Genomic DNA, 21,106 nt, shown 5'->3' with positions numbered 1-21,106 from the left:
ACGAGGAGCGGTCATGGGACAGGTCGATAAACGCAGCATCACCCTCTCGCCGGAACTGGCGGCGGCGGTCGACGATGTGGTCGCCGCTGGTGAATACGCTTCGGCTAGCGAGGTAATCCGCGATGCACTCCGGCAATGGAAGGATCGGCGCGACCTCTTCGGCTATACGGTCGAGGAGTTGCGGAGGCTAGTTCAGGAAGGGATCGACAGCGGGCCGGGACGATTTGAATCGATGGAGGAAATTAAGGCCGAAGCGCGGAGACGCTTGCGATCTGACGGCGCCGCATGAATTTGCTCTCTATCGTCCGGAACGCGCGCGCTGAAGACGATCTGATCACGATTTGGCTGCATATTGCGCGCGACAGCGAGGCTGCAGCCGACCGGCTGCTCGACCGCATCGAGGCACGGTGGCAGCAAGTGACTACCTATCCTTTCTCAGGCGCGCCACGAGACGATATCGCACCGGGTGTTCGCCATCTAATAGTCGGCAATTATCTCACTCTGTATCGAGTTAGGGACGATGTGATCGAAATCCTTCGCGTGCTGCACGGCCATCGCAATGTCGAAGCCAATGACCTCGGTTCGTAATCGTCGGGTCAGTCGCCGATCCTGTCCAGCGACGCCTCGATCGCCGCCCAAAGCTCTTCAACTGGTTCGCAGCCGACCGAGAGGCGAACGAAGCCGGCTGGAACCGCATCGCCGCGCTTCGAACGCCGCTCGGCGGAGGTGTGGACGCCGCCGAAGGATGTCGCGGCCTGCATCAATTCGCAGTTGTTGATGAAATCCTCGGCCTTCTGCTCCGAAGCGAGTTCGAAGGAAACAAGGAAGCCGAAGCGTTCCATCTGGGCACGGGCAAGATTGTGCGAAGGATCGCCTTCCAGGCCGGGATAGCGCAGGCCCGTGATCGCCGGGTGACCTTGCAGGCGCCGCGCGATCACTTCCGCCGAGGAGCACATGCGGTCGAAGCGCACATCGAGCGTTTCGAGGCCACGATGCACAAGCCACGCTTCGAACGGCCCTGGAATGCCGCCGGACGTTTCGCGCCAATCCGTCACCGCGGCGATGATGTCGGCGTTGCGGCTCGCGACATGGCCGAACAGCACGTCGGAGTGGCCGTTGGGCGCCTTAGTGTCCGCGGCGATGACAATATCCGCGCCATGGTCGAGCGGGCGCTGGCCGAAAGGCGTCATGGTCGTATTATCAACGACAAGCAGTGCGCCCGCTTTGTGTGCGGCCGCGGCCACCGCCGCGATATCGCATATGTCCAGCCCCGGATTAGCGGGCGTCTCTACGAAAGCGAGACGATAGCCTTCGAAACCGCCATCGAGGAAGGTCGAGGTTGGCCTCACATCGTAGGCGATGCCGAGTGGTTTCAAGAAGCGTTCGGCCAGTGCCCTTGTCGTGTGATAGCCATCCGAAGGCAGAAGAATGCGGTCGCCGGTCTTGAGGACAGCGAAAAATGCCGCCGAAATCGCCGCCATTCCGGAAGGAAAAGCGACGCAGGGCGCGTCTTCCAGATGCGCCAGCATATGTTCTACCGCATCCCAGGTCGGATTGCTGAAACGGCCATACTGGTTGAAACCGGTGGCGTCGCCAGGCGCGTGAAAGATGGCAGCCATGGTGAGTGGCAGGGGGATGGAATCGCCGACGGCAAGTGCGTTGCGACGGAGGTGGGCAAGAGCCGCGGCGCGCGACCGTGCTGTTTCAGATATCGACATTCCAACCCTCTTGGTGACCCTGGACGTGTGGTGAGACGCTATGCCCGGCAACAGCTCGCGACAAGGCGCGTCCGGTTGGGCCAAGCGGCTCTAAACGCTTCGTTAGGCTTAATGATCCATAAAGACGAGACGTGTTTTCAAAGCCGCTTCCATCGGTCGCGACGGCATGTTGTGAAGCCTGTTCCCGTTGACGCCCATAACACCCCATGATATCCCATATCGATACCAAAGCCTTCGTTCCGCGTCAGAGTGAAGCGTACGCCAATCGGGCAGCCGCGGCGGCTGCGCGTTTGCCGGTTTTCGCCCCTGTCACGGAGGCGGGTTCAGGGCAGGGAACGCGTAGCGGTGGCGCGTGCAACACGACGAAGAGGGGTGCGGCGGCGCAAGCGGCCGTGACGTGTGATGGACCGGTTTCTGTCGAACACGGTGAGCAGGATCGATGCGAAGGGGCGGGTGTCCGTTCCTGCGCATTTTCGCGCCGTCGTTCAGAAACGCGGCTATTCGGATCTCTACGCGCTGCGTTGCCTGGATCTGCCGGCCATGGATGTCGGCGGGCCCGACCTGCTCGACCGCTACGAGCAGCGCATCGCGCTCGAGGATCCGTTCCAGCAGACGGCGGACGACATGTCGTTCTTTTGCCATGGCGACGGAACATTCCTGAAGCTGGACCAGGATGGTCGCATCACGATCAGCGACTTCATCCGCGAACATGCCGGCCTTTCGGCGGAAGTAGCCTTTGTCGGGCGCGGCAATTTCTTTCAGATCTGGGAGCCGGGACGGCTTGCGGCCTACGGAGCGCAGGCGCGGGCCCGGCTTTTGCAGCTTCGGCAGGGGACGAAGCCTGGGGAGCGACCGGAATGACGGTGGGCCACGGCGATGATCTCAACGCCGTTGGCGGACCGGCCCGCCACATTCCGGTCCTCCTTGCCGAAGTGTTGCAGGCGCTCTCGCCAGCGGAAGGGGACGTCGTCGTCGACGGCACGTTCGGCGCCGGCGGCTACACCAAGGCCATCCTGGCGGCCGGCGCGTCCGTGGTTGCCATTGATCGCGATCCGGATGCCATAGCGGCTGGTCGCAATCTCGAAGCCCAATCAGGCGGCCGCCTGCGATTGGTGCAGGCGCCATTCTCGATGCTGGACCAGCATGTCGAAAGTGCCGACGGCGTCGTGCTCGACATCGGCGTTTCCTCGATGCAGCTCGACCAGGCGGAGCGCGGGTTTTCGTTCCGCGTCGATGGGCCTCTCGACATGCGCATGGCGCAGGCGGGCCTCAGCGCCGCAGATGTCGTCAACAACTTCAAGCCGGGCGATCTTGCCCGCATCTTCGGCTTCCTCGGGGAGGAGCGCCACGCCGGGCGCATCGCGCGCATGATCGAAGCGCGTCGCGAAAAGCGTCCGTTCGAGCGCACGCTGGAGCTTGCCGACGCCATCGAGACGCATATCGGCCGGGCGCCGAAGGACAAGATCCATCCCGCCACCCGCGTCTTTCAGGCGCTGCGCATCTTCGTCAATGACGAGCTCGGTGAGTTGGCCAAGGCGCTGTTCGCCGCCGAGCGGGCGCTGAAGCCGGGCGGACGACTTGCCGTGGTGACATTCCATTCGCTGGAGGACCGCATCGTCAAGCGCTTCATTGCCGATCGCTCCGACGCCGCGAGCGGCTCGCGCCACATGCCGGAGGCACGGGCACGCAGTGCCACCTTCAGCAAGTCCGGCGGCGGCGTGACGCCGGGTGATGCCGAGACTGCGGCCAACCCGCGCGCCCGCTCGGCAAGGCTGCGCGCCGCCATCCGCACCGATGCGCCGGCGCGTGCCGTCGATTTTTCGATTTTCGGCCTTCCAAAACTTCCCGGCCCAAAACTTCCCGGCATCGAGCGGCCGGGGGAGAGGTAAGCACGTGTTTCGTTCCAGCGACATCGTCCTCATCGCCGTCATGGTCTCGGCGGCGGCCCTGACCTACAAAACCAAGCGCGAGGCCGAGGACCAATTGGCTGCAGTGCAGAAGATCCATGCTGAGATACGCTACGAGGAGGACACGATCGACCTGCTCAAGGCCGACTGGAGCCTGCTCACCCAGCCATCGCGGCTACAGAAGCTCGCCGAGCTCTACAAGTCGCAGCTTGAACTGGAGCCGGTCAGCGCGCACCAGATCGTCGGCCTCGGCGACCTGCCAGCCAAAGCCCTCGACATCCAGGACATCCTGAACGGGCGCCAAGGCGGCGTGGCAGACAATTCCGGCAACACACCCTCGGACGGCAAGGATCCCATCGTGACCGGAGGCATCGCCCAATGATCGGCAAACTGCTGAAACGTCGCCCCAGGGCCAGCGAAGACGGTTCGATCGTGGTCGATGGCGCCCGCAAGGCGACCGGAGGCAAGGGCAAGGCGCGCATCGTCATGACGATGGCGGTGTTCTTCGGTATCTTCTCGATCATTTCCGGGCGGCTGGTTTATCTCGGCTTCCAGACCCCTGACATGTCGGGCGGCCCGCAGAGCCGGGTGACGGCCTCGCGACCCGACATTGTCGACCGCAACGGTGAGGTGCTGGCGACGGACATCAAGACGGCATCGCTGTTTGCAGAGCCGCGCCGCATCGTCGACGCCGACGAGGCGATCGAAAAGCTGTCGACGGTGCTGCCGGAGATCGATTACGAGCAGACGTATCATAAGCTGAAGAGCGGCGCCGGCTTCGTCTGGCTGCAGCGGCAGCTGACGCCCAAGCAGCAGGCCGACATCATGCAGCTCGGCATTCCCGGTTTCGGCTTCCGCACCGAGAAGCGCCGTTTCTATCCCAGTGGTGAAACCTCGTCTTATATTGTCGGCCTGACCAATATCGACAATCAAGGCATCTCCGGCATGGAGAAATATATCGATGAGCAGGGCCTGAGCGACCTGCAGGCGTCGGGCCTGGCGGTGGCCAAGGACCTCAAGCCGGTGAAGCTCTCGATCGATCTGCGCGTCCAGCACGTGGTGCGCGACGAGATTGCCGCCGGCCTGGAGCGCTATCGCGCCATGGGCGCGGGCGCCGTCGTGCTCAACGTCAAGACCGGCGAAGTGGTGGCCATGGCCTCGGTGCCGGATTTTGATCCGAACAATCCCTACAATGCACAGGACAAGGACCGGCTGAACCGGATGTCGGCGGGACTCTATGAGATGGGCTCGACCTTCAAGAGCTTCACATCAGCCATGGCGCTCGATTCCGGCAAGGCGACGATGGCGAGCCGCTTCGACGCTTCACATCCAATCCGGGTCGGCCATCAGGCCATTCACGATTTCCACGGCAAGAACCGTGTGCTCTCGTTGCCGGAGGTGTTCCTCTATTCGTCCAACATCGGGTCGGCCAGGGAGGCCGAGCTGGTCGGTATCGAGGCGCACCGCGAATTCCTGCATCGTCTTGGCATCTTGGACAAGATGCAGACCGAACTGCCGGAAGTCGCCCGTCCGACTGAACCGAAGGTCTGGAAACAGGTCAACTCGTTCACCATCGCCTTCGGTCATGGCGTGTCGACGACACCGTTGCAGGCGGCTGTCGGCTGCGCGGCGCTGATCAATGGCGGATATCTGATGGAGCCGACATTCCTGGTCCGCAGCCAGCAGGACGCGATGGCGGCGGCCAAGAAAGTGGTAGCCGACAAAACGGTCGAGGGCATGCGCTATCTCTACATGCTCAACGCCGAGAAGGGCTCGGCCAGAAATGCCAGGGTCCCCGGCTACCGCGTTGGCGGCAAGACCGGAACAGCCGAGAAGGTCATCAATGGCCGCTACTCGAAGGAGTTGAATTTCAATACGTTCGTCGCCGCATTCCCGATGGACGATCCGCAATATCTCGTGTTTACGATTGCCGATGCTCCGCACCCGGAAAAGCCGGGCATGACGGACGTCGCGGCCGCGAATGCCGGGGTCATGGCCGGCAATATCATCAGGCGTTCCGCGGCCATGCTTGGCGTGAAGCCAGATTTCAGCCATGAAAATGGTGCAACGCTGGTTTCCTATCAATGATTCTTAGGGCGCGCCGGCAACTGCGCGCTATTTTGTTGCGGTGAACGGAACTCGATGAAGCTCAAAAATCTAACCGGTATCTTGCCAGTCGAAGGAACAGCTTCCGCCGATCTGGAGGTTACCGGCATCTCTTCGGATTCCCGCCAGCTAAAACCCGGCGTCGTCTTTTTCGCGCTCGCTGGAAGCAAGGCGGATGGCGCCGCCTATGCCGCGGACGCCGCCGCACGAGGGGCTGCCGCGATCGTCGCGGGCAAGGACAGCGCCCTTGGCGGACTGCCAGTTCCAGTGTTGGCCGTCGATGACCCGCGCCTGGCGCTGGCCCTGAGCGCGGCCCGTTATTTCGGCAAACAGCCGCAGACGATGGTGGCCGTCACCGGCACCAGCGGCAAGACCTCGGTCGCCGCTTTCGTCAGGCAGATCTGGGAGCAAGCCGGCTTTGCCGCGGCCTCGATCGGCACCACCGGCGTGGTGGCGCCGGGCCGCAACGATTATGGCTCGCTGACGACGCCAGATCCCGTCGCCTTGCATCAGCTGTTGCTTGAACTGGCGGACGCCGGCGTCACCCATGCCTCCATGGAGGCCTCCAGCCATGGTCTCGACCAGCGCCGTCTCGACGGCGTCAGGCTGGCCGCCGGCGGCTTCACCAATCTCGGCCGCGACCACATGGACTACCATCCGACGGTCGAGGACTATCACCGGGCCAAGCTGCGTCTGTTTGATGCGCTGCTGCCGAAGGGCGCGCCGGCCGTGATCTTCGCCGACGATCCGTGGTCGGCGCCAACCATCCAGGCGGCGAAGGCCGCAAGGCTCGACGTGCTGACGGTCGGCCGCCACGGCGATTTCCTGACGCTGAAGCGGGTCGAGCATGAGCGCCACCGCCAGCGTGCCGAGGTCGAGGCCGACGGGATGCTCTACGAGATCGACCTGCCGCTGGCCGGCGATTTCCAGATAGCCAACGCGCTGGTTTCGGCCGGGCTTGCCATCTCCACGGGAACGCCAGTCGCCAAGGCCTTGAAGGCGTTGGAGAAACTCAAGGGCGCACCCGGCCGGCTCGACCTTGTCGGGACGACTGCAAACGGCGCGCCGGTCTATGTCGATTATGCGCATAAGCCGGACGCGCTGGAAAACGTGCTTGCCTCGGTGCGCCCGTTCACCACCGGCCGGGTCATCGTCGTGTTCGGCTGTGGCGGCGACCGCGATCGCGGCAAGCGGACGATCATGGGCGAGATCGCGACGCGGCTCGCCGACGTCGTCATCGTCACCGACGACAATCCGCGCTCGGAGGTGCCGGAGACGATCCGGGCCGCGATCCTTGCCGCCGCTCCCGGCGCGATCGAGATCGGTGACCGGCGCGCGGCGATCCACGAGGCCGTCGCCATGTTGCATGCCGGGGACACGCTGATCGTGGCCGGCAAGGGTCATGAGGAAGGCCAGACGATCGGCACCGAGACCCTGCATTTCTCCGACCACGAAGAAGTCCGTGCCGCGCTGCTGGAGCGTGCCGCATGAATTTGCTGTGGACATCCGAGACGCTGGTCGCCGCCATGGACGGACGACCGATCGGACCGATGCCGGACGGCATATCGGGCATTTCGATCGACAGCCGCAGCCTTCAGCCGGGCGACGCCTTCTTCGCCATCAAGGGCGAGGCGATGGACGGCCATGATTTCGCGACCGCCGCCATCAAGGCCGGAGCCGGGGTGCTGGTCGTGGCCGAAGGCAAGCTGCCGTCGCTTGGCCGGCTGACGGCGCCGATGATCGTCGTCGAGGACGTGCTGGTGGCGCTGGAAAAGCTCGGTGTCGCATCGCGCGACCGTTCCCAGGCCAGGATCATCGCGGTGACCGGTTCGGCGGGCAAAACGACCACCAAGGAAGCGCTGCGCCACGTGCTGTCGGCGGTCGGCAAGGTGCATGCCTCGGTGCAGTCGTTCAACAACCATTGGGGCGTGCCGCTCACCTTGGCGCGCATGCCGGCCGATTGCGACTATGCCGTGTTCGAGATCGGCATGAACCATCCCGACGAGATCAGGCCGCTGGTCAAGATGGTAAGGCCGCATGTCGCCATCGTTACCATGATCGCGGCGGCGCATCTCGGCTTCTTCCGAAATCTGGACGAGATCGCCAAGGCGAAGGCCGAGATTTTCGAAGGGCTGGAACCTGGCGGCGCGGCGATCCTCAACCGCGACGACGCGCGTTTCAAGCTTCTCGACAAGATGGCGCACGCCGCCGGCGTCGAGCATGTCTATGGGTTCGGCGAGAACGCGCGCTCAACCTTCAGACTGGTCAAATGCGAGATCCATGCCGATCATTCCGACATTGCCGCCAGGATCGGCGGTCACGAGGTGACGGCTCGCATCGGCGCGCCCGGCCGCCACATGGTGCAGAACATTCTGGCGGTCCTCGGCGCGGCCCGTCTGGTCGGCGCCGATCTCGACAAGGTTGCCCTGGCGCTGGCCGATCTCTCGGCCGAGCGCGGCCGCGGCAAACGCCATGTGCTGCATCATCCCGGCGGCCCGACTTCAAGCCACCCCGGTGGACCGATCACGCTGATCGACGAAAGCTACAACGCCAACCCCGCCTCGATGTCCGCCGCCATGGCGCTGCTCAACGCGACGCCGGTGACGGGCGAGGGCCGCCGCATCGCCGTGCTGGGCGATATGCTGGAACTCGGCGAGTATTCGGCCAAGCTGCATGCTGCACTTGCCGGTCTCATCGTCGGCACCGGCACGCAGACCGTCTTTCTCGGGGGGCCGGAGATGCGGGCGCTGGCGGAAGCGCTGCCGGGCGAGATCAGGACGGAATACCGCGCCGGCGCCGAAGAATTGAAGCCGGTGCTGCTTGCCGCGCTGAGGCCAGGCGACGTGGTGATGATCAAATCGTCGAAGGGCATCGGCTTTGCAAAGCTGGTCGATGCGTTGCTGGGCAAGTTCCCGGCTGAAACGACAATCGGCAAACAGACCTAGGGTCAAGTCGGGGACGAAAAGCGCATGTTCACACTGCTCGTCGATTTCGCGGACAAGATCTCGGTCTTCAATGTCTTCCGCTACATCACCTTCCGTACCGGCGGGGCGCTGATCACCTCGGCGCTGATCGTCTTCATCTTCGGGCCGACCATCATCAATTCGCTCAGGTTGCGCCAAGGCAAGGGCCAACCGATCCGCGCCGACGGGCCACAGACCCATTTCAAGAAGGCCGGCACGCCGACCATGGGCGGACTGATGATCCTGTCCGGCATCATCGGCTCATCGTTGCTATGGGCGAACCTGTCGAGCATCTATGTCTGGGTGGTGTTGCTGGTGACGCTGGGCTTCGGCTCGATCGGCTTCTACGACGACTATCTGAAGGTGACGAAACAGTCGCATCTCGGCTTTTCCGGCAAAGCACGGCTGGCGCTCGAATTCGTCATCGCCGGCATCGCCGCCTGGGCGATCATGCATAATGGCCAGGCGCCGTTCTCCTCGTCGCTGACATTCCCCTTTGCCAAGGAATTCCTGATCAATCTCGGCTGGTTCTTCGTTCCGTTCTCCTGCTTCGTCATCGTGGGAGCGGGCAATGCGGTGAACCTCACCGACGGCCTGGATGGCCTGGCGATCGTGCCGATCATGATCGCGGCGGCGTCCTTCGGCGTCATTGCCTATCTCTCCGGCAATGCTGTGTTCGCCGAGTATCTGCAGATCCATTTCGTGCCCGGCACCGGCGAACTGGCTGTTGTGCTTGGTGCTGTCATCGGCGCCGGCCTCGGCTTTCTCTGGTTCAACGCGCCGCCGGCGGCGATCTTCATGGGCGACACCGGCTCGCTGGCCATGGGCGGGCTGATCGGCACCGTTGCGGTCGCCACCAAGCACGAGATCGTGCTGGTCATCGTCGGCGGTCTGTTCGTGGTCGAGATCCTGTCCGTCATCATCCAGGTCGGCTACTTCAAGATGACCGGCAAGCGTGTGTTCCTGATGGCGCCGATCCATCACCACTTCGAAAAGCTCGGCTGGACCGAAAGCCAGGTGGTGATCCGCTTCTGGATCATCGCCGTCATCCTGGCGCTGGTCGGCCTTTCCACCCTCAAGCTCAGATAGGCGCGCCCCGTGATTCCCGCCGCATCCTTCGCAGGCAAGCGTGTTTCGCTCTTCGGGCTCGGCGGCTCGGGGATCGCGACCGCGCACGCGCTGATCGAGGGCGGGGCTGAGGTTCTGGCCTGGGACGACAATCCCGACAGTGTCGCCAAGGCGGCAGCCGCCGGGATTGCAACCGGCGACCTGCACACAGCCGACTGGGCGACGTTCTCCGCTTTCGTGCTGTCGCCCGGCGTGCCGCTGACGCATCCCAAGCCGCACTGGACGGTGGAACTGGCGCGCGGTTCGGGTGTCGAGATCATCGGCGACGTCGAGCTTTTCTGCCGCGAGCGGACGCTCGGCGCGCCAGCCGCCCCCTTCATCGCCATCACCGGCACCAACGGCAAGTCGACGACCACGGCGCTGACGGCGCATATATTGAAGGCTTCCGGCCGCGATACGCAGATGGGCGGCAATATCGGCCGCGCCGTGATGACACTCGATCCGCCGCAACCCGACCGGCACTATGTCGTCGAATGCTCGTCCTACCAGATCGACCTCGCACCATCGATCAATCCGACGGCCGGCATCCTGCTCAATTTGACGCCGGATCACCTCGACCGTCACGGCACCATACAGCATTACGCTTCGATCAAGGAGCGGCTGGTTGCCGGCAGCGAGACCGCGATCGTCGGCATCGACGATTCCTGGTGTGCGCAGACTGCCGAACGGCTGGAGCGGGCGGGGCGGCACGTCATCCGTATTTCGAAGCGGCTGCCGCTGACCGACGGCTATTTCGCCGATGGCACCAATTTGATGGAAGCGGTGCATGGCCGCTACAGCCGGGTCGCCTTCCTCGAAGGCATCGGCTCGCTGCGCGGGCAGCACAATGCGCAAAACGCGCTTGCCGCGGTGGCCGCCTGCCTCAAGGTCGGGCTCGACCTCGGCGAGATCCAGTCCGGACTGGAAAGCTTTCCGGGCCTGGCGCATCGCATGGAGCAGGTCGGCCGCAAGGACCACGTGCTGTTCGTCAACGATTCCAAGGCGACCAACGCCGATGCGGCGGCACCCGCGCTGTCGAGCTTTTCACGCATCTACTGGATCGCCGGCGGCCTGCCCAAGGAAGGCGGCATCGAGCCGCTGCGCGGCTTCTTCCCGCGTATCGCCAAGGCCTATCTGATCGGCGAGGCAGCGCCGGCCTTTTCGGCGACGCTGGGCGAGGCGGTGCCGTATGAGATATCGGGCACGCTTGCAGCGGCGGTCGAGCATGCCGCGCATGATGCGGCCAAGGACGATGGCGGCGAGGCGGTGGTGCTGTTGTCGCCGGCCTGCGCCAGTTTCGACCAGTTCAAGAATTTCGAGGTCCGCGGCGAAGCCTTCAGGCAAGCTGCGAATGCTATCGAGGGCGTCAAACCCATCGGAGGGGCACGATAATGCAGAGCCGTCTCGACAAAAGCCCGGTTGCGACCTGGTGGTGGACCATCGATCGCTGGTTCCTGGCGGCGTTCCTGTCGCTGATGGGGCTGGGCATAGTCTTGTCCTTCGCCGCAAGTCCCGCGGTCGCCGAACGCATCGGCCTCGACAGTTTTCACTTCGCGACCAGGCAGATCATCTTCACCGTGCCGGCGCTCGGCGTGATGCTGGCGGTGTCCTTCCTCGATTCCAGAGAGATCCGGCGCATGGCCCTGATCATGCTGTGCCTGATGCTGGTGCTGATGGTGGCGGTGCTCTACATCGGCGTCGAGGTGAAGGGCGCGCGGCGCTGGGTGTCGCTTGCCGGCCTGTCGATCCAGCCCTCGGAGTTTTTGAAACCCGCCTTTGTCATCATGTGCGCCTGGCTGTTCGCCGAACACAAGCGCCAGCCCGACATTCCGGGCAATCTCTTCGCCATGTTGCTCTTGGTGCTGGTCGTATCGCTGCTGGTGGCGCAGCCGGACCTCGGCCAGACCATGCTGACGACCGGCACCTGGGGCATCATGTTCTTCATGGCGGGGCTGCCATGGCTGTGGATCGTCGTGCTGGGTGCCGCCGGCGTCGGCGGCGTCTTTGCCGCCTATACGGTATTTCCGCACGTCGCCCTGCGTATCGACAAGTTCCTCACTGGCGAAGGCGACACGTTCCAGGTCGATATGGGCCGCGACGCATTGATCAATGGCGGCTGGTTCGGCGTTGGGCCGGGCGAGGGCACCGTCAAGCGGGTCATCCCCGACAGCCATGCCGATTTCGTCTTTTCGGTCGCGGGCGAGGAATTCGGATTGATCATGTGTTTCTTCATCATGTCCATCTTCGCCTTCATCGTGCTGCGCGGCCTCAACACGGCGCTGAAGGAGCATGACGATTTCACCCGCTATGCGGTCGGCGGCCTCGTCACCGTGTTCGGCCTGCAGGCAGTCATCAACATGTGCGTCAACCTGCAGCTGGTGCCGGCCAAGGGCATGACGCTGCCGTTCATCTCCTATGGCGGCTCTTCGCAGATTGCCATCGCCATCTCGATGGGAATGGTGCTGGCGCTGACGCGCAAGCGGCCGGAAAAGCGCAAGCAAGTGGGCTTTGCCTTGCCACAGCGCGCCATGCCGGCGGAGTGACATGGCCAGAGGCGTTATCCTTCTCTCGGCGGGCGGAACCGGCGGACATCTGTTTCCGGCCGAGGCGCTGGCGCATGAGTTGAACGCGCGTGGCTGGACGGTGCATCTGGCGACCGACGACCGCGCTGAGCGCTTTGCCGGCCACTTCCCGGCCGCCGCCATCCACCCGATCCAGTCCGCGACGCTGGGCTCCAAAAATCCTGTTGCCCTGCTTGGCGCTTTCTGGAAAATCTGGCGCGGCGTGCGCCAGGCGTCCGCCATCATCGGCAGGATCAAGCCCGATACCGTGGTCGGCTTTGGCGGATATCCGACCTTGCCGCCGCTCTACGCCGCGACGCGGAGCAAGGTGCCGACGCTGATCCACGAGCAGAACGCTGTGATGGGACGCGCCAACCGGGCGCTGGCCAGCCGCGTCGATGCGATTGCCGGTGGCTTCCTGCCGCAAGACGAAAGCGCCGTAGGCGCCAAGACGGTGACGACAGGCAATCCGGTCCGCCCACAGGTGCTCGAAGCCGCAAAGACCGCCTACGCCGCCTCGGCCGGGAACGATCCCTTCCGCCTGCTGGTGTTCGGCGGCAGCCAAGGCGCGCAGTTCTTCTCCGATGCGGTGCCGGCGGCCGTCGCCTTGCTCCCCGACGCACTCCGCAAGCGGCTGGTGATCACGCAGCAGGCTCGGGCCGATGACGTCGGGCGGGTGAAGGCGGCCTATGCAGCGCTCGGTGTCGTTGTCGAGGTCTCGCCCTTCTTCAGCGACATGGCGGCGCGCATAGCGGCCGCACAGTTGGTGATGTCGCGCTCCGGCGCGTCGACCGTCTCGGAAATCGCCGTCATCGGGCGGCCGGCGCTGCTGGTGCCCTATCCCTATGCGCTCGATCACGACCAGGCCGCGAACGCAGCCGCCCTTGCGGCCGCCGGCGGCGGCGAGGTGGAGCCGCAATCCTCACTTTCGCCCGAGCGCATCGCGGCGTTGATCGGCGCCCTGATGGCCGAGCCCGAACGGCTCACGGCAATGGCTGCCGCGGCGAAGTCGGTCGGCAAACCGGACGCCGCACGGTTGCTCGCCGATCTCACAGAGGCTATTGCGTCCCGCAAAACCGTTTCGGATTTCAGGAAGGGCGCGCACCCATGAAGATGCCGCAGACCATAGGCCTCGTGCATTTCATCGGCATTGGCGGCATCGGCATGAGCGGCATCGCCGAAGTGTTGCACAATCTCGGCTACAAGGTGCAGGGGTCCGACCAGGCCGACAGCGCCAACGTGCAGCGGCTGCGCGACAAGGGGATCGAGTGCTTTGTCGGCCACAGGGAAGAAAACCTCGGCGATGCCGAAGTGGTGGTTGTCTCGACGGCTATCAAGAAATCCAACCCCGAACTGAAGGCGGCACGGGAGAAATTGCTGCCGATCGTGCGCCGCGCCGAAATGCTGGCCGAACTGATGCGCTTCCGCCAGGCAGTGGCGATCGGCGGCACGCACGGCAAGACGACGACGACCTCGATGGTAGCGACGCTGCTCGAAGCCGGCGGGCTCGACCCGACCGTCATCAATGGCGGCATCATCAACGCCTATGGCACCAATGCGCGCATGGGGGACGGCGAGTGGATGGTGGTCGAAGCCGACGAGAGCGACGGGACCTTCCTCAAGCTGCCGGCCGATATCGCCGTCGTCACCAATATCGATCCCGAACATCTCGATCACTACGGCAGTTTCGAGAAGGTGCGCGAAGCCTTCCGCCAGTTCGTCGAGAACGTGCCGTTCTACGGCTTCGGCGTCATGTGCACCGATCACCCGGAGGTGCAGGCGCTGGTCGGCCGAATCGAGGATCGCCGCGTCATCACCTATGGCGAGAACGCGCAGGCCGACGTGCGCTTCACCAACCATCGCATGGCCGGCGCGACCTCGGAATTCGACGTGGTGATCCGCGACCGCAAGGGACGCGGCCAGACGACGATATCGGATCTGCGCCTGCCGATGCCCGGCCGCCACAACGTTTCCAATGCGACGGCGGCGATCGCGGTGGCGCATGAGCTCGGCCTGTCGGCCGAGGCGATCAAGAAAGGCCTGTCGTCCTTCGCCGGCGTCAAGCGTCGCTTCACCCAAACCGGCTCCTGGAATGGCGTCGAAGTGTTCGACGATTACGGCCACCATCCGGTCGAGATCGCTGCGGTGCTGAAAGCCGCGCGCAGCGCCACCAAGGGCCGCGTCATCGCCATTGCCCAGCCGCACCGTTTTACCCGGCTGCATGATCTGTTCAATGAGTTCTCCGCCTGCTTCAACGACGCCGACACGGTGATGGTGGCGCCGGTCTACGCCGCCGGCGAGGAGCCGATCGAAGGCGTGACCTCGGATGCGCTGGTGTCGCGCATTCGCGCCGGGGGCCATCGCGACGCGCGCTACATCGAGGGTCCGGAAGCAATAGCGCCTGTTGTCCGTGATCTGGCCAGGCCCGGCGACTTCGTCGTCTTCCTCGGCGCCGGCAACATCACGCAATGGGCCTATGCGCTGCCCAAGGAGCTGGCCGTCTCATGATGCAGGGCCAGGCGCTGATCGACAGACTTGGCGGCCGGCTTGCCGGCCTGCGCGGCCGCATCACGCCGAATGCCGAGATGGACAAGATCACCTGGTTCCGCGCCGGAGGACTGGCCGAGGCGCTCTTTCAGCCAGCGGACGAGGCGGATCTCGCTGCTTTCCTGAAAGCGGTTCCCGAAGAGATACCGCTGACCATAGTCGGCGTCGGCTCGAACTTGCTTGTGCGCGATGGGGGTATTCCGGGTTTCGTGATAAGGCTGTCGGCCAAGGGGTTCGGTGAAACCGAAATTGTTTCGCCGACATCGATCAAGGCTGGCGCGGCCACGCCCGACAAGCGCATCGCCGCGGTGGCGCTGGAAGCCGGCATCGGCGGCTTCCATTTCTACCACGGCATACCGGGCGCCATCGGCGGGGCGCTGAGGATGAACGCCGGCGCCAATGGCGTCGAGACGCGCGAGCGTGTCGTCGAGGTGCGTGCGCTCGACCGCAAAGGCAACGTCCAGACGCTGAGCAATGCCGATATGGGCTATGCCTACCGGAACTCGTCGGCACCGTCCGGGCTGATCTTCACCTCGGCGATTTTCGAGGGCTTTGCCGAGGACAAGGCAGTGATCAAGGCGGCGATGGACGCGGTGCAGAACCATCGCGAGACGGTGCAGCCGATCCGCGAGAAGACCGGTGGCTCGACCTTCAGGAATCCTGAAGGCACCTCAGCCTGGAAAGAGATCGACAAGGCCGGGTGCCGCGGCCTGCTGATCGGCGGCGCGCAGATGTCGCCCCTGCACTGCAATTTCATGATCAACACCGGGACAGCGACCGGCCACGAACTCGAATATCTCGGCGAAACGGTGCGCACGCGGGTGCTCGAACATTCCGGCATCCGGCTGCACTGGGAGATCAAGCGCATCGGGGACTTCCGCCCCGGACACGCCGTGCAGGAGTTTCTTGGACAGCTGCTCTAGCCGCGGTTGAAGTTCATGTGACGCATGAACTTCAACCGGTCCGGAACGACCGCGCGACCGTTGCTCCAAAGACTCAACAGCGCGGTTTTCGCATCCATTTTCTCAGAAAGTGAATCTCCCGGAATCATAAGCACTTGCCAGTGAATCAACTCTCTGATTCTCTGCTCCAAAGCGTTTCCTGATTTGAGTCGTTCGACGCGTTTCCCGCGTTTTCCGTCTGGGGGGCAACCTGCCGGGAGACTCGGACTCAATGTTGCGGAAATCTTGGTTTTTGATCCGCCGTGAGAGGGGATGACGGGGAATGAAAAACAAGCATGTGGCCGTCCTGCTGGGTGGTTTCTCGTCCGAGCGGCCCGTGTCCCTGTCTTCGGGGAAGGCCTGTGCCGATGTGCTTGAGACGGAAGGCTATCAAGTCACGCGCGTCGATGTCGGGCGCGACGTCGGCTCCGTGCTTGCCGATCTCAGGCCCGATGTCGCCTTCAATGCGCTGCATGGTCCTTTTGGCGAGGACGGCACCATTCAGGGCATTCTCGAATATCTCGGCATTCCCTACACCCATTCCGGCGTGCTCGCCTCGGCGCTTGCGATGAACAAGGAGCAGTCGAAGAAAGTCGTGAAATTGGCCGGCGTTCCCGTCGCCGAATCGAAGGTCGCCAATCGCTTCGCCATTCAGAACAACCATCCGATGAAGCCGCCTTATGTGGTGAAGCCGGTCAATGAGGGGTCAAGCTTCGGCGTCGTGATCGTGCATGAGGGGCAGTCGCATCCGCCGCAGGTCATCGGCTCGTCCGAGTGGAAATATGGCGATGCCGTCATGGTCGAGCGCTACATCCATGGGCGCGAGCTGACCTGTGCCGTCATGGGCGACGTGGCGCTTGGCGTCTGCGAAATCATCCCGACGGGCCATTCGTTCTATGATTACGATTCAAAATATGTCGCGGGCGGATCAAAACACGAATGCCCCGCAAAAGTTTCACCGAATATTTACCAAAAAATACAGACACTGGCGCTCAAGGCTCACCAAGCTGTCGGCTGTCGGGGCGTTTCCCGGTCGGACTTCCGTTATGACGATCGTCACTCCGAAAATGGCGAGGTTGTATGGCTCGAGGTCAATACTCAGCCGGGCATGACGCCGACGTCTCTGGTGCCTGAAATCGCCGCCCAGGCAGGGCATTCGTTCGGCGATCTGTTGAGTTGGATGGTGGAGGACGCTTCGTGTCTGCGTTGAAATGGGGGCAGGGCAAGGGGAAGGGCGTGGCCGGGCCGGCGCTGTTCAGCCTGCCATTGTCGTTCGACCATTTCGTGCTGCCGCGCGTGCTTCGCCGCCCGGTGCGTATCCTGGCGCGTCTGGGCGAGGGCGAATTCCAGGCGCCGCGCTTCTCCGCCGCGATCATGTCGGCAGTGCTCATTGCTTCGAGCGGCGCCTATGGCGCCTATCTCGGCGGTCATGCCGACGGCATCGTCCAGAGCATCACTGCCCGGACCGGCTTTGCCGTCGACCAGGTCAAGGTGGTCGGCAATCGCCAGACGTCCGAGATCGATATTCTCGACAGGCTCGAGCTCGATGGCTGGACGTCGCTGATCGGCTTCGATGCCGAGGCGGCGCGGGAACGCATCGCCACCTTGCCCTGGATCGAGGTCGCCGCGGTGCGCAAGGTCTATCCGCACACGTTGGAGGTGCGCGTCGAGGAGCGTCAGGCGTTCGCGCTTTGGCAGCAGGGCAGCGATCTCTCCGTCATCGAAAAAGACGGTGCCGTTATCGCGCCGTTCTCGGGTGGCAAGCAGGTGCTGCTGCCATTGCTGATCGGAGCCGGCGCGCCGGCCAAGGCGCCGGAATTCCTGGCGAAGATCGAAAAATACCCGGATCTCGCGACCCGCATCAGGGGCTATGTCCGTGTCGGCGATCGGCGCTGGGACCTGAAGCTGGACAATGGCATCACCGTCAAGCTCCCCGAGGATGGCGAGGATCAGGCACTCGCCGAACTCGTCGGCATGGACCATGACAAGGGGCTGTTGTCGCGCGATATCGCGGCCGTCGATATGCGGCTGTCGGACCGGCTGGTCGTGCAGCTGACGCCGGAGGCGGCGACCCAGCGCGAAGCCGCGCTCAACGAGAAACCGAAAACGCTGAAGCGCAAGCCGGAGACGAAGATATGAGCTGGCTTGGCGGTTCAGGCGATGCCTCGTCGCGCCGCTCCGGCACCTTGACGGTGCTGGATGTCGGTTCGAGCAAGGTCTGCTGCATGGTGGCGAAGCTGAAGCCGTGCGATGACGGCAAGCTGCTGCGCGGACGCTCGCACCGCATCCAGGTGATCGGCATCGGCCATCAGAAGTCGCAGGGCGTCAAATCGGGCGTCGTCATCGATCTCGATCGTGCCGAACATGCCATTCGTCTCTCCGTCGACGCCGCCGAGCGCATGGCCGGGCTGACGGTCGATTCGCTGATCGTGAACATGACCGCCGGCCGGCTGAAGAGCGAAGCCTTCTCGGCAACCATCAATCTCGGCGGCCATGAGGCCGACGAGGCCGACATCAAGCGGGTGCTCGGTGCCGGCGCCAAGCAGGCGCTGAAGACCGAGCGCGAGGTGGTCCATTCGCTCCCCGTCGGCTTCTCGCTCGACGCTGAGCGCGGCGTGCGCGATCCGCGCGGCATGGTCGGCGACACGCTTGGCGTCGACATGCATGTGCTGACCGGCGACGCCGCTCCGATGCGCAACCTGGAGCTCTCCATCAACCGCTCGCATCTTTCGGTCGAGCGCATGGTGGCGACGCCCTATGCCAGCGGGCTGGCGGCATTGGTCGACGACGAGCTGGAACTGGGCGCCGCCTGCATCGATATGGGCGGCGGCACGACGACGATCTCGGTGTTTTCGGAAGGCAAGTTCGTCCATGGCGACGCCATCGCCATCGGCGGCAACCACGTCACGCTGGACATGGCCAAGGGACTGTCCACCTCGCTCGATGCCGCCGAACGGCTGAAGGTGATGCACGGTTCGGCGTTGCCCGGCAGCGCCGATGACCGCGACCTGGTCTCGATCCAGCCGATCGGCGACGAGGGCGAAGTGCCGCTCCAGATTCCGCGCTCCGTCATGACGCGCATCGTGCGTGCCCGCATCGACGAGACGCTCGAGCTTTTGCGCGACCGGCTGAACAAGTCCGGCTACGGCAATGCGGTGGGCAAGCGCGTGGTGCTGACCGGCGGCGCCAGCCAGCTTGCCGGCCTGCCGGAAGCGGCGCGCCGCATCCTGGGGCGCAATGTGCGCATCGGCCGCCCGCTCGGCGTGGCGGGCCTGCCCGAAGCGGCGAAGGGGCCGGCCTTCTCGGCGGCCGTCGGCTTGTTGATCTATCCGCAGATGGCGAGCTTCGAGAGCCATCCGGCGAAAGGAATTTCCGGTCTCAGGATGACCGGAACGGGCGGAAAACTGCATCGCATGAGTCAGTGGTTGAGAGACAGTTTCTAATTGACGGGGACAGCCCCATAAGTGGCCGCGGCGGCGAAGCGGCAGGAAAGGCAAAGGACGGAGACAATGACCATCAATCTGCAAAAGCCGGACATCACCGAGCTTAAGCCACGCATCACCGTGTTCGGCGTCGGCGGCGGCGGCGGCAACGCCGTCAACAACATGATCACCGCCGGTCTGCGCGGCGTCGAGTTCGTTGTCGCCAACACCGACGCGCAGGCGCTGACCATGTCGAAAGCCGACCGGCTGATCCAGCTCGGCGCGCATGTCACCGAGGGGCTGGGCGCCGGATCCCAGCCTGAAGTGGGCCGCGCGGCAGCGGAAGAATGCATCGACGAGATCATCGATCACCTGTCCAACACCCATATGTGCTTCGTCACCGCGGGCATGGGCGGCGGCACGGGCACGGGAGCGGCGCCGGTCGTGGCGCGCGCCGCCCGCGAGAAGGGCATCCTCACTGTCGGCGTCGTCACCAAGCCGTTCCATTTCGAAGGCCAGCGCCGCATGAAGACGGCGGATTTCGGCATCGAGGAGCTGCAGAAATGCGTCGACACGCTGATCGTCATCCCTAACCAGAACCTGTTCCGGCTGGCCAATGACAAGACCACCTTCGCCGACGCGTTCGCCATGGCTGACCAGGTTCTCTATTCGGGTGTAGCCTGCATCACCGACCTGATGGTCAAGGAAGGCCTGATCAATCTCGACTTCGCCGACGTTCGTTCGGTGATGCGCGAGATGGGCAAGGCGATGATGGGCACCGGCGAGGCATCGGGCGAGGGCCGCGCGATGGCGGCCGCGGAAGCCGCGATCGCCAACCCGCTGCTCGACGAGACCTCGATGAAGGGCGCCAAGGGCCTGCTGATCTCGATCACCGGCGGCCGCGACCTGACGCTGTTCGAAGTCGACGAAGCGGCGACCCGCATCCGCGAGGAGGTCGACCAGGACGCCAACATCATCCTGGGCGCCACTTTCGACGAGGAGCTCGAAGGCGTCATCCGCGTCTCGGTTGTCGCCACCGGCATCGACAAGTCGGCGGCCGAAATCGCCGCCGCGCCGATCTCGATCCGCACCGCGCCGCAGAAGCCGGCCCGCCCGGCCGTTGCCGCGGCGGAAAGCCGCCCCGCGCCGGCCCAGCAGGCTGCGTACGAGCCGCGCGCCGCCGATCCGGTCGCGGAAGCGATCCAGCTGGCCGAAGCAAACGCCGCGGCGATGGCGCAAGCCCGTCCGGCGCCAATTGCCCATGCGGATGATTTCCGTCCGCAGAGCAAGATCTTCCAGGCTCCGCCGGCGCAGCCGCAACCGATGGTGCAGCCCGTGGTCCAGCAGATGCAGCCGGCGCCGCAACCGCGCGAGATCCTGCGCGAAGTCCAGCAGCCGGTCGCGATGGCTCCCCAGCGCATGCCGCGCGTCGAGGACTTTCCGCCTGTCGTGAAGGCCGAGGTCGACGCCAAGAGCCGCCCGGCCGACCATGAGAACAGCGGACCGATGGGGCTCTTGAAGCGTCTGACCAACGGCCTGACGCGCCGCGAGGAAGAGCCTGCACGCCTGCAGCCGGCGCAGCCGCGGGAGCCCAAGCTGCGTCAGGCCGCACCGGAAGTGCGCCGTCTGGCAAGCCAGGACGCGCAGCTCTACGCGCCTCGTCGCGGCCAGCTCGACGATCAAGGCCGCCTGACGCCGCAGGCCAGGGCGACTCAGGAGGACGACCAGCTGGAAATTCCGGCGTTCCTGCGTCGCCAGGCCAACTGAGCGGTTAACGGGCTGTAACAATTGTTAACAGGCAAGCAAGGAATTGCTTGCTTGTTAACGTTTAAAA

At 64.3% G+C, this 21,106-nt stretch carries 19 protein-coding genes; 18 read left to right on the top strand and 1 reads right to left on the bottom strand.

What is annotated here, in order from left to right; genetic code table 11:
* Positions 1–13: 13 nt before the first annotated feature.
* Entirely contained in the window at positions 14–289 is a 276-nt protein-coding gene (locus FJ951_RS18750) for a type II toxin-antitoxin system ParD family antitoxin (protein WP_140516612.1), read from the top strand.
* Positions 286–588 carry a type II toxin-antitoxin system RelE/ParE family toxin gene (locus FJ951_RS18745; RefSeq protein WP_140516610.1) on the top strand — a complete coding sequence of 101 codons (303 nt, stop codon included), beginning with the start codon at positions 286–288 and terminating at the stop codon, positions 586–588. The genes FJ951_RS18750 and FJ951_RS18745 overlap by 4 nt, the downstream gene beginning before the upstream one ends.
* 8 nt (positions 589–596) lie before the next feature.
* On the opposite strand, the gene FJ951_RS18740 is transcribed toward FJ951_RS18745, so the two are convergent.
* Positions 597–1,712 (bottom strand): cystathionine gamma-lyase, encoded by a 1,116-nt coding sequence (locus FJ951_RS18740; RefSeq protein ID WP_140516714.1) that lies wholly within the window; start codon positions 1,710–1,712, stop codon positions 597–599.
* A gap of 408 nt (positions 1,713–2,120) precedes the next feature.
* On the opposite strand from FJ951_RS18740, the gene mraZ reads away from it, so the two are divergent.
* From mraZ to ftsZ, 16 genes are all read left to right on the top strand, one after another.
* Positions 2,121–2,579: a division/cell wall cluster transcriptional repressor MraZ gene (gene mraZ, locus FJ951_RS18735; RefSeq protein WP_140495198.1), complete on the top strand. Its 459-nt coding sequence runs from the start codon at positions 2,121–2,123 to the stop codon at positions 2,577–2,579.
* Entirely contained in the window at positions 2,576–3,607 is a 1,032-nt protein-coding gene (gene rsmH, locus FJ951_RS18730; RefSeq protein ID WP_140516608.1) for a 16S rRNA (cytosine(1402)-N(4))-methyltransferase RsmH, read from the top strand. Before mraZ ends, rsmH begins: the two co-directional genes overlap by 4 nt.
* A gap of 4 nt (positions 3,608–3,611) precedes the next feature.
* Positions 3,612–4,007: a hypothetical protein gene (locus FJ951_RS18725; RefSeq protein ID WP_140516606.1), complete on the top strand. Its 396-nt coding sequence runs from the start codon at positions 3,612–3,614 to the stop codon at positions 4,005–4,007.
* Complete coding sequence (locus tag FJ951_RS18720) at positions 4,004–5,713, top strand: penicillin-binding protein 2 (protein ID WP_140495205.1); 1,710 nt, start codon at positions 4,004–4,006, stop codon at positions 5,711–5,713. Before FJ951_RS18725 ends, FJ951_RS18720 begins: the two co-directional genes overlap by 4 nt.
* 54 nt (positions 5,714–5,767) lie before the next feature.
* On the top strand, positions 5,768–7,222 hold the full coding sequence (locus FJ951_RS18715; protein ID WP_140516605.1) for a UDP-N-acetylmuramoyl-L-alanyl-D-glutamate--2,6-diaminopimelate ligase: 1,455 nt from the start codon (positions 5,768–5,770) through the stop codon (positions 7,220–7,222).
* Positions 7,219–8,676 carry a UDP-N-acetylmuramoylalanyl-D-glutamyl-2,6-diaminopimelate--D-alanyl-D-alanine ligase gene (locus FJ951_RS18710; protein WP_140516603.1) on the top strand — a complete coding sequence of 486 codons (1,458 nt, stop codon included), beginning with the start codon at positions 7,219–7,221 and terminating at the stop codon, positions 8,674–8,676. Before FJ951_RS18715 ends, FJ951_RS18710 begins: the two co-directional genes overlap by 4 nt.
* A 24-nt stretch (positions 8,677–8,700) precedes the next feature.
* On the top strand, positions 8,701–9,783 hold the full coding sequence (gene mraY, locus FJ951_RS18705; protein WP_140495211.1) for a phospho-N-acetylmuramoyl-pentapeptide-transferase: 1,083 nt from the start codon (positions 8,701–8,703) through the stop codon (positions 9,781–9,783).
* A gap of 9 nt (positions 9,784–9,792) precedes the next feature.
* The gene (murD, locus tag FJ951_RS18700) at positions 9,793–11,193 is read left to right on the top strand and encodes a UDP-N-acetylmuramoyl-L-alanine--D-glutamate ligase (protein WP_140516601.1); all 1,401 of its coding nucleotides are present in this window, start codon (positions 9,793–9,795) and stop codon (positions 11,191–11,193) included.
* A complete protein-coding gene (gene ftsW / locus FJ951_RS18695; protein ID WP_140516599.1) occupies positions 11,193–12,344 on the top strand; it encodes a putative lipid II flippase FtsW in 1,152 nt (383 codons plus the stop codon). Before murD ends, ftsW begins: the two co-directional genes overlap by 1 nt.
* Before the next feature lies 1 nt (position 12,345).
* Positions 12,346–13,473 carry an undecaprenyldiphospho-muramoylpentapeptide beta-N-acetylglucosaminyltransferase gene (gene murG / locus FJ951_RS18690; RefSeq protein ID WP_140516597.1) on the top strand — a complete coding sequence of 376 codons (1,128 nt, stop codon included), beginning with the start codon at positions 12,346–12,348 and terminating at the stop codon, positions 13,471–13,473.
* Positions 13,470–14,870, top strand: coding sequence for a UDP-N-acetylmuramate--L-alanine ligase (gene murC, locus FJ951_RS18685; RefSeq protein ID WP_140495219.1), 1,401 nt, complete (start codon positions 13,470–13,472; stop codon positions 14,868–14,870). The genes murG and murC overlap by 4 nt, the downstream gene beginning before the upstream one ends.
* Complete coding sequence (murB, locus tag FJ951_RS18680; RefSeq protein WP_140516595.1) at positions 14,867–15,832, top strand: UDP-N-acetylmuramate dehydrogenase; 966 nt, start codon at positions 14,867–14,869, stop codon at positions 15,830–15,832. The genes murC and murB overlap by 4 nt, the downstream gene beginning before the upstream one ends.
* Before the next feature lie 301 nt (positions 15,833–16,133).
* Complete coding sequence (locus FJ951_RS18675) at positions 16,134–17,060, top strand: D-alanine--D-alanine ligase (protein ID WP_140516593.1); 927 nt, start codon at positions 16,134–16,136, stop codon at positions 17,058–17,060.
* Entirely contained in the window at positions 17,048–17,989 is a 942-nt protein-coding gene (locus tag FJ951_RS18670; protein ID WP_140516591.1) for a cell division protein FtsQ/DivIB, read from the top strand. Before FJ951_RS18675 ends, FJ951_RS18670 begins: the two co-directional genes overlap by 13 nt.
* Positions 17,986–19,293: a cell division protein FtsA gene (gene ftsA / locus FJ951_RS18665; RefSeq protein WP_140516589.1), complete on the top strand. Its 1,308-nt coding sequence runs from the start codon at positions 17,986–17,988 to the stop codon at positions 19,291–19,293. Before FJ951_RS18670 ends, ftsA begins: the two co-directional genes overlap by 4 nt.
* 66 nt (positions 19,294–19,359) lie before the next feature.
* Positions 19,360–21,039 (top strand): cell division protein FtsZ, encoded by a 1,680-nt coding sequence (gene ftsZ, locus FJ951_RS18660; protein ID WP_140516587.1) that lies wholly within the window; start codon positions 19,360–19,362, stop codon positions 21,037–21,039.
* Positions 21,040–21,106 lie beyond the last annotated feature (67 nt).

The organism is Mesorhizobium sp. B2-2-3, assembly GCF_006442405.1.
GTDB lineage: Bacteria > Pseudomonadota > Alphaproteobacteria > Rhizobiales > Rhizobiaceae > Mesorhizobium.
The sequence above is the reverse complement of the archived record's forward strand: the minus strand, read 5'-3'. Positions and strand labels throughout refer to the sequence as shown.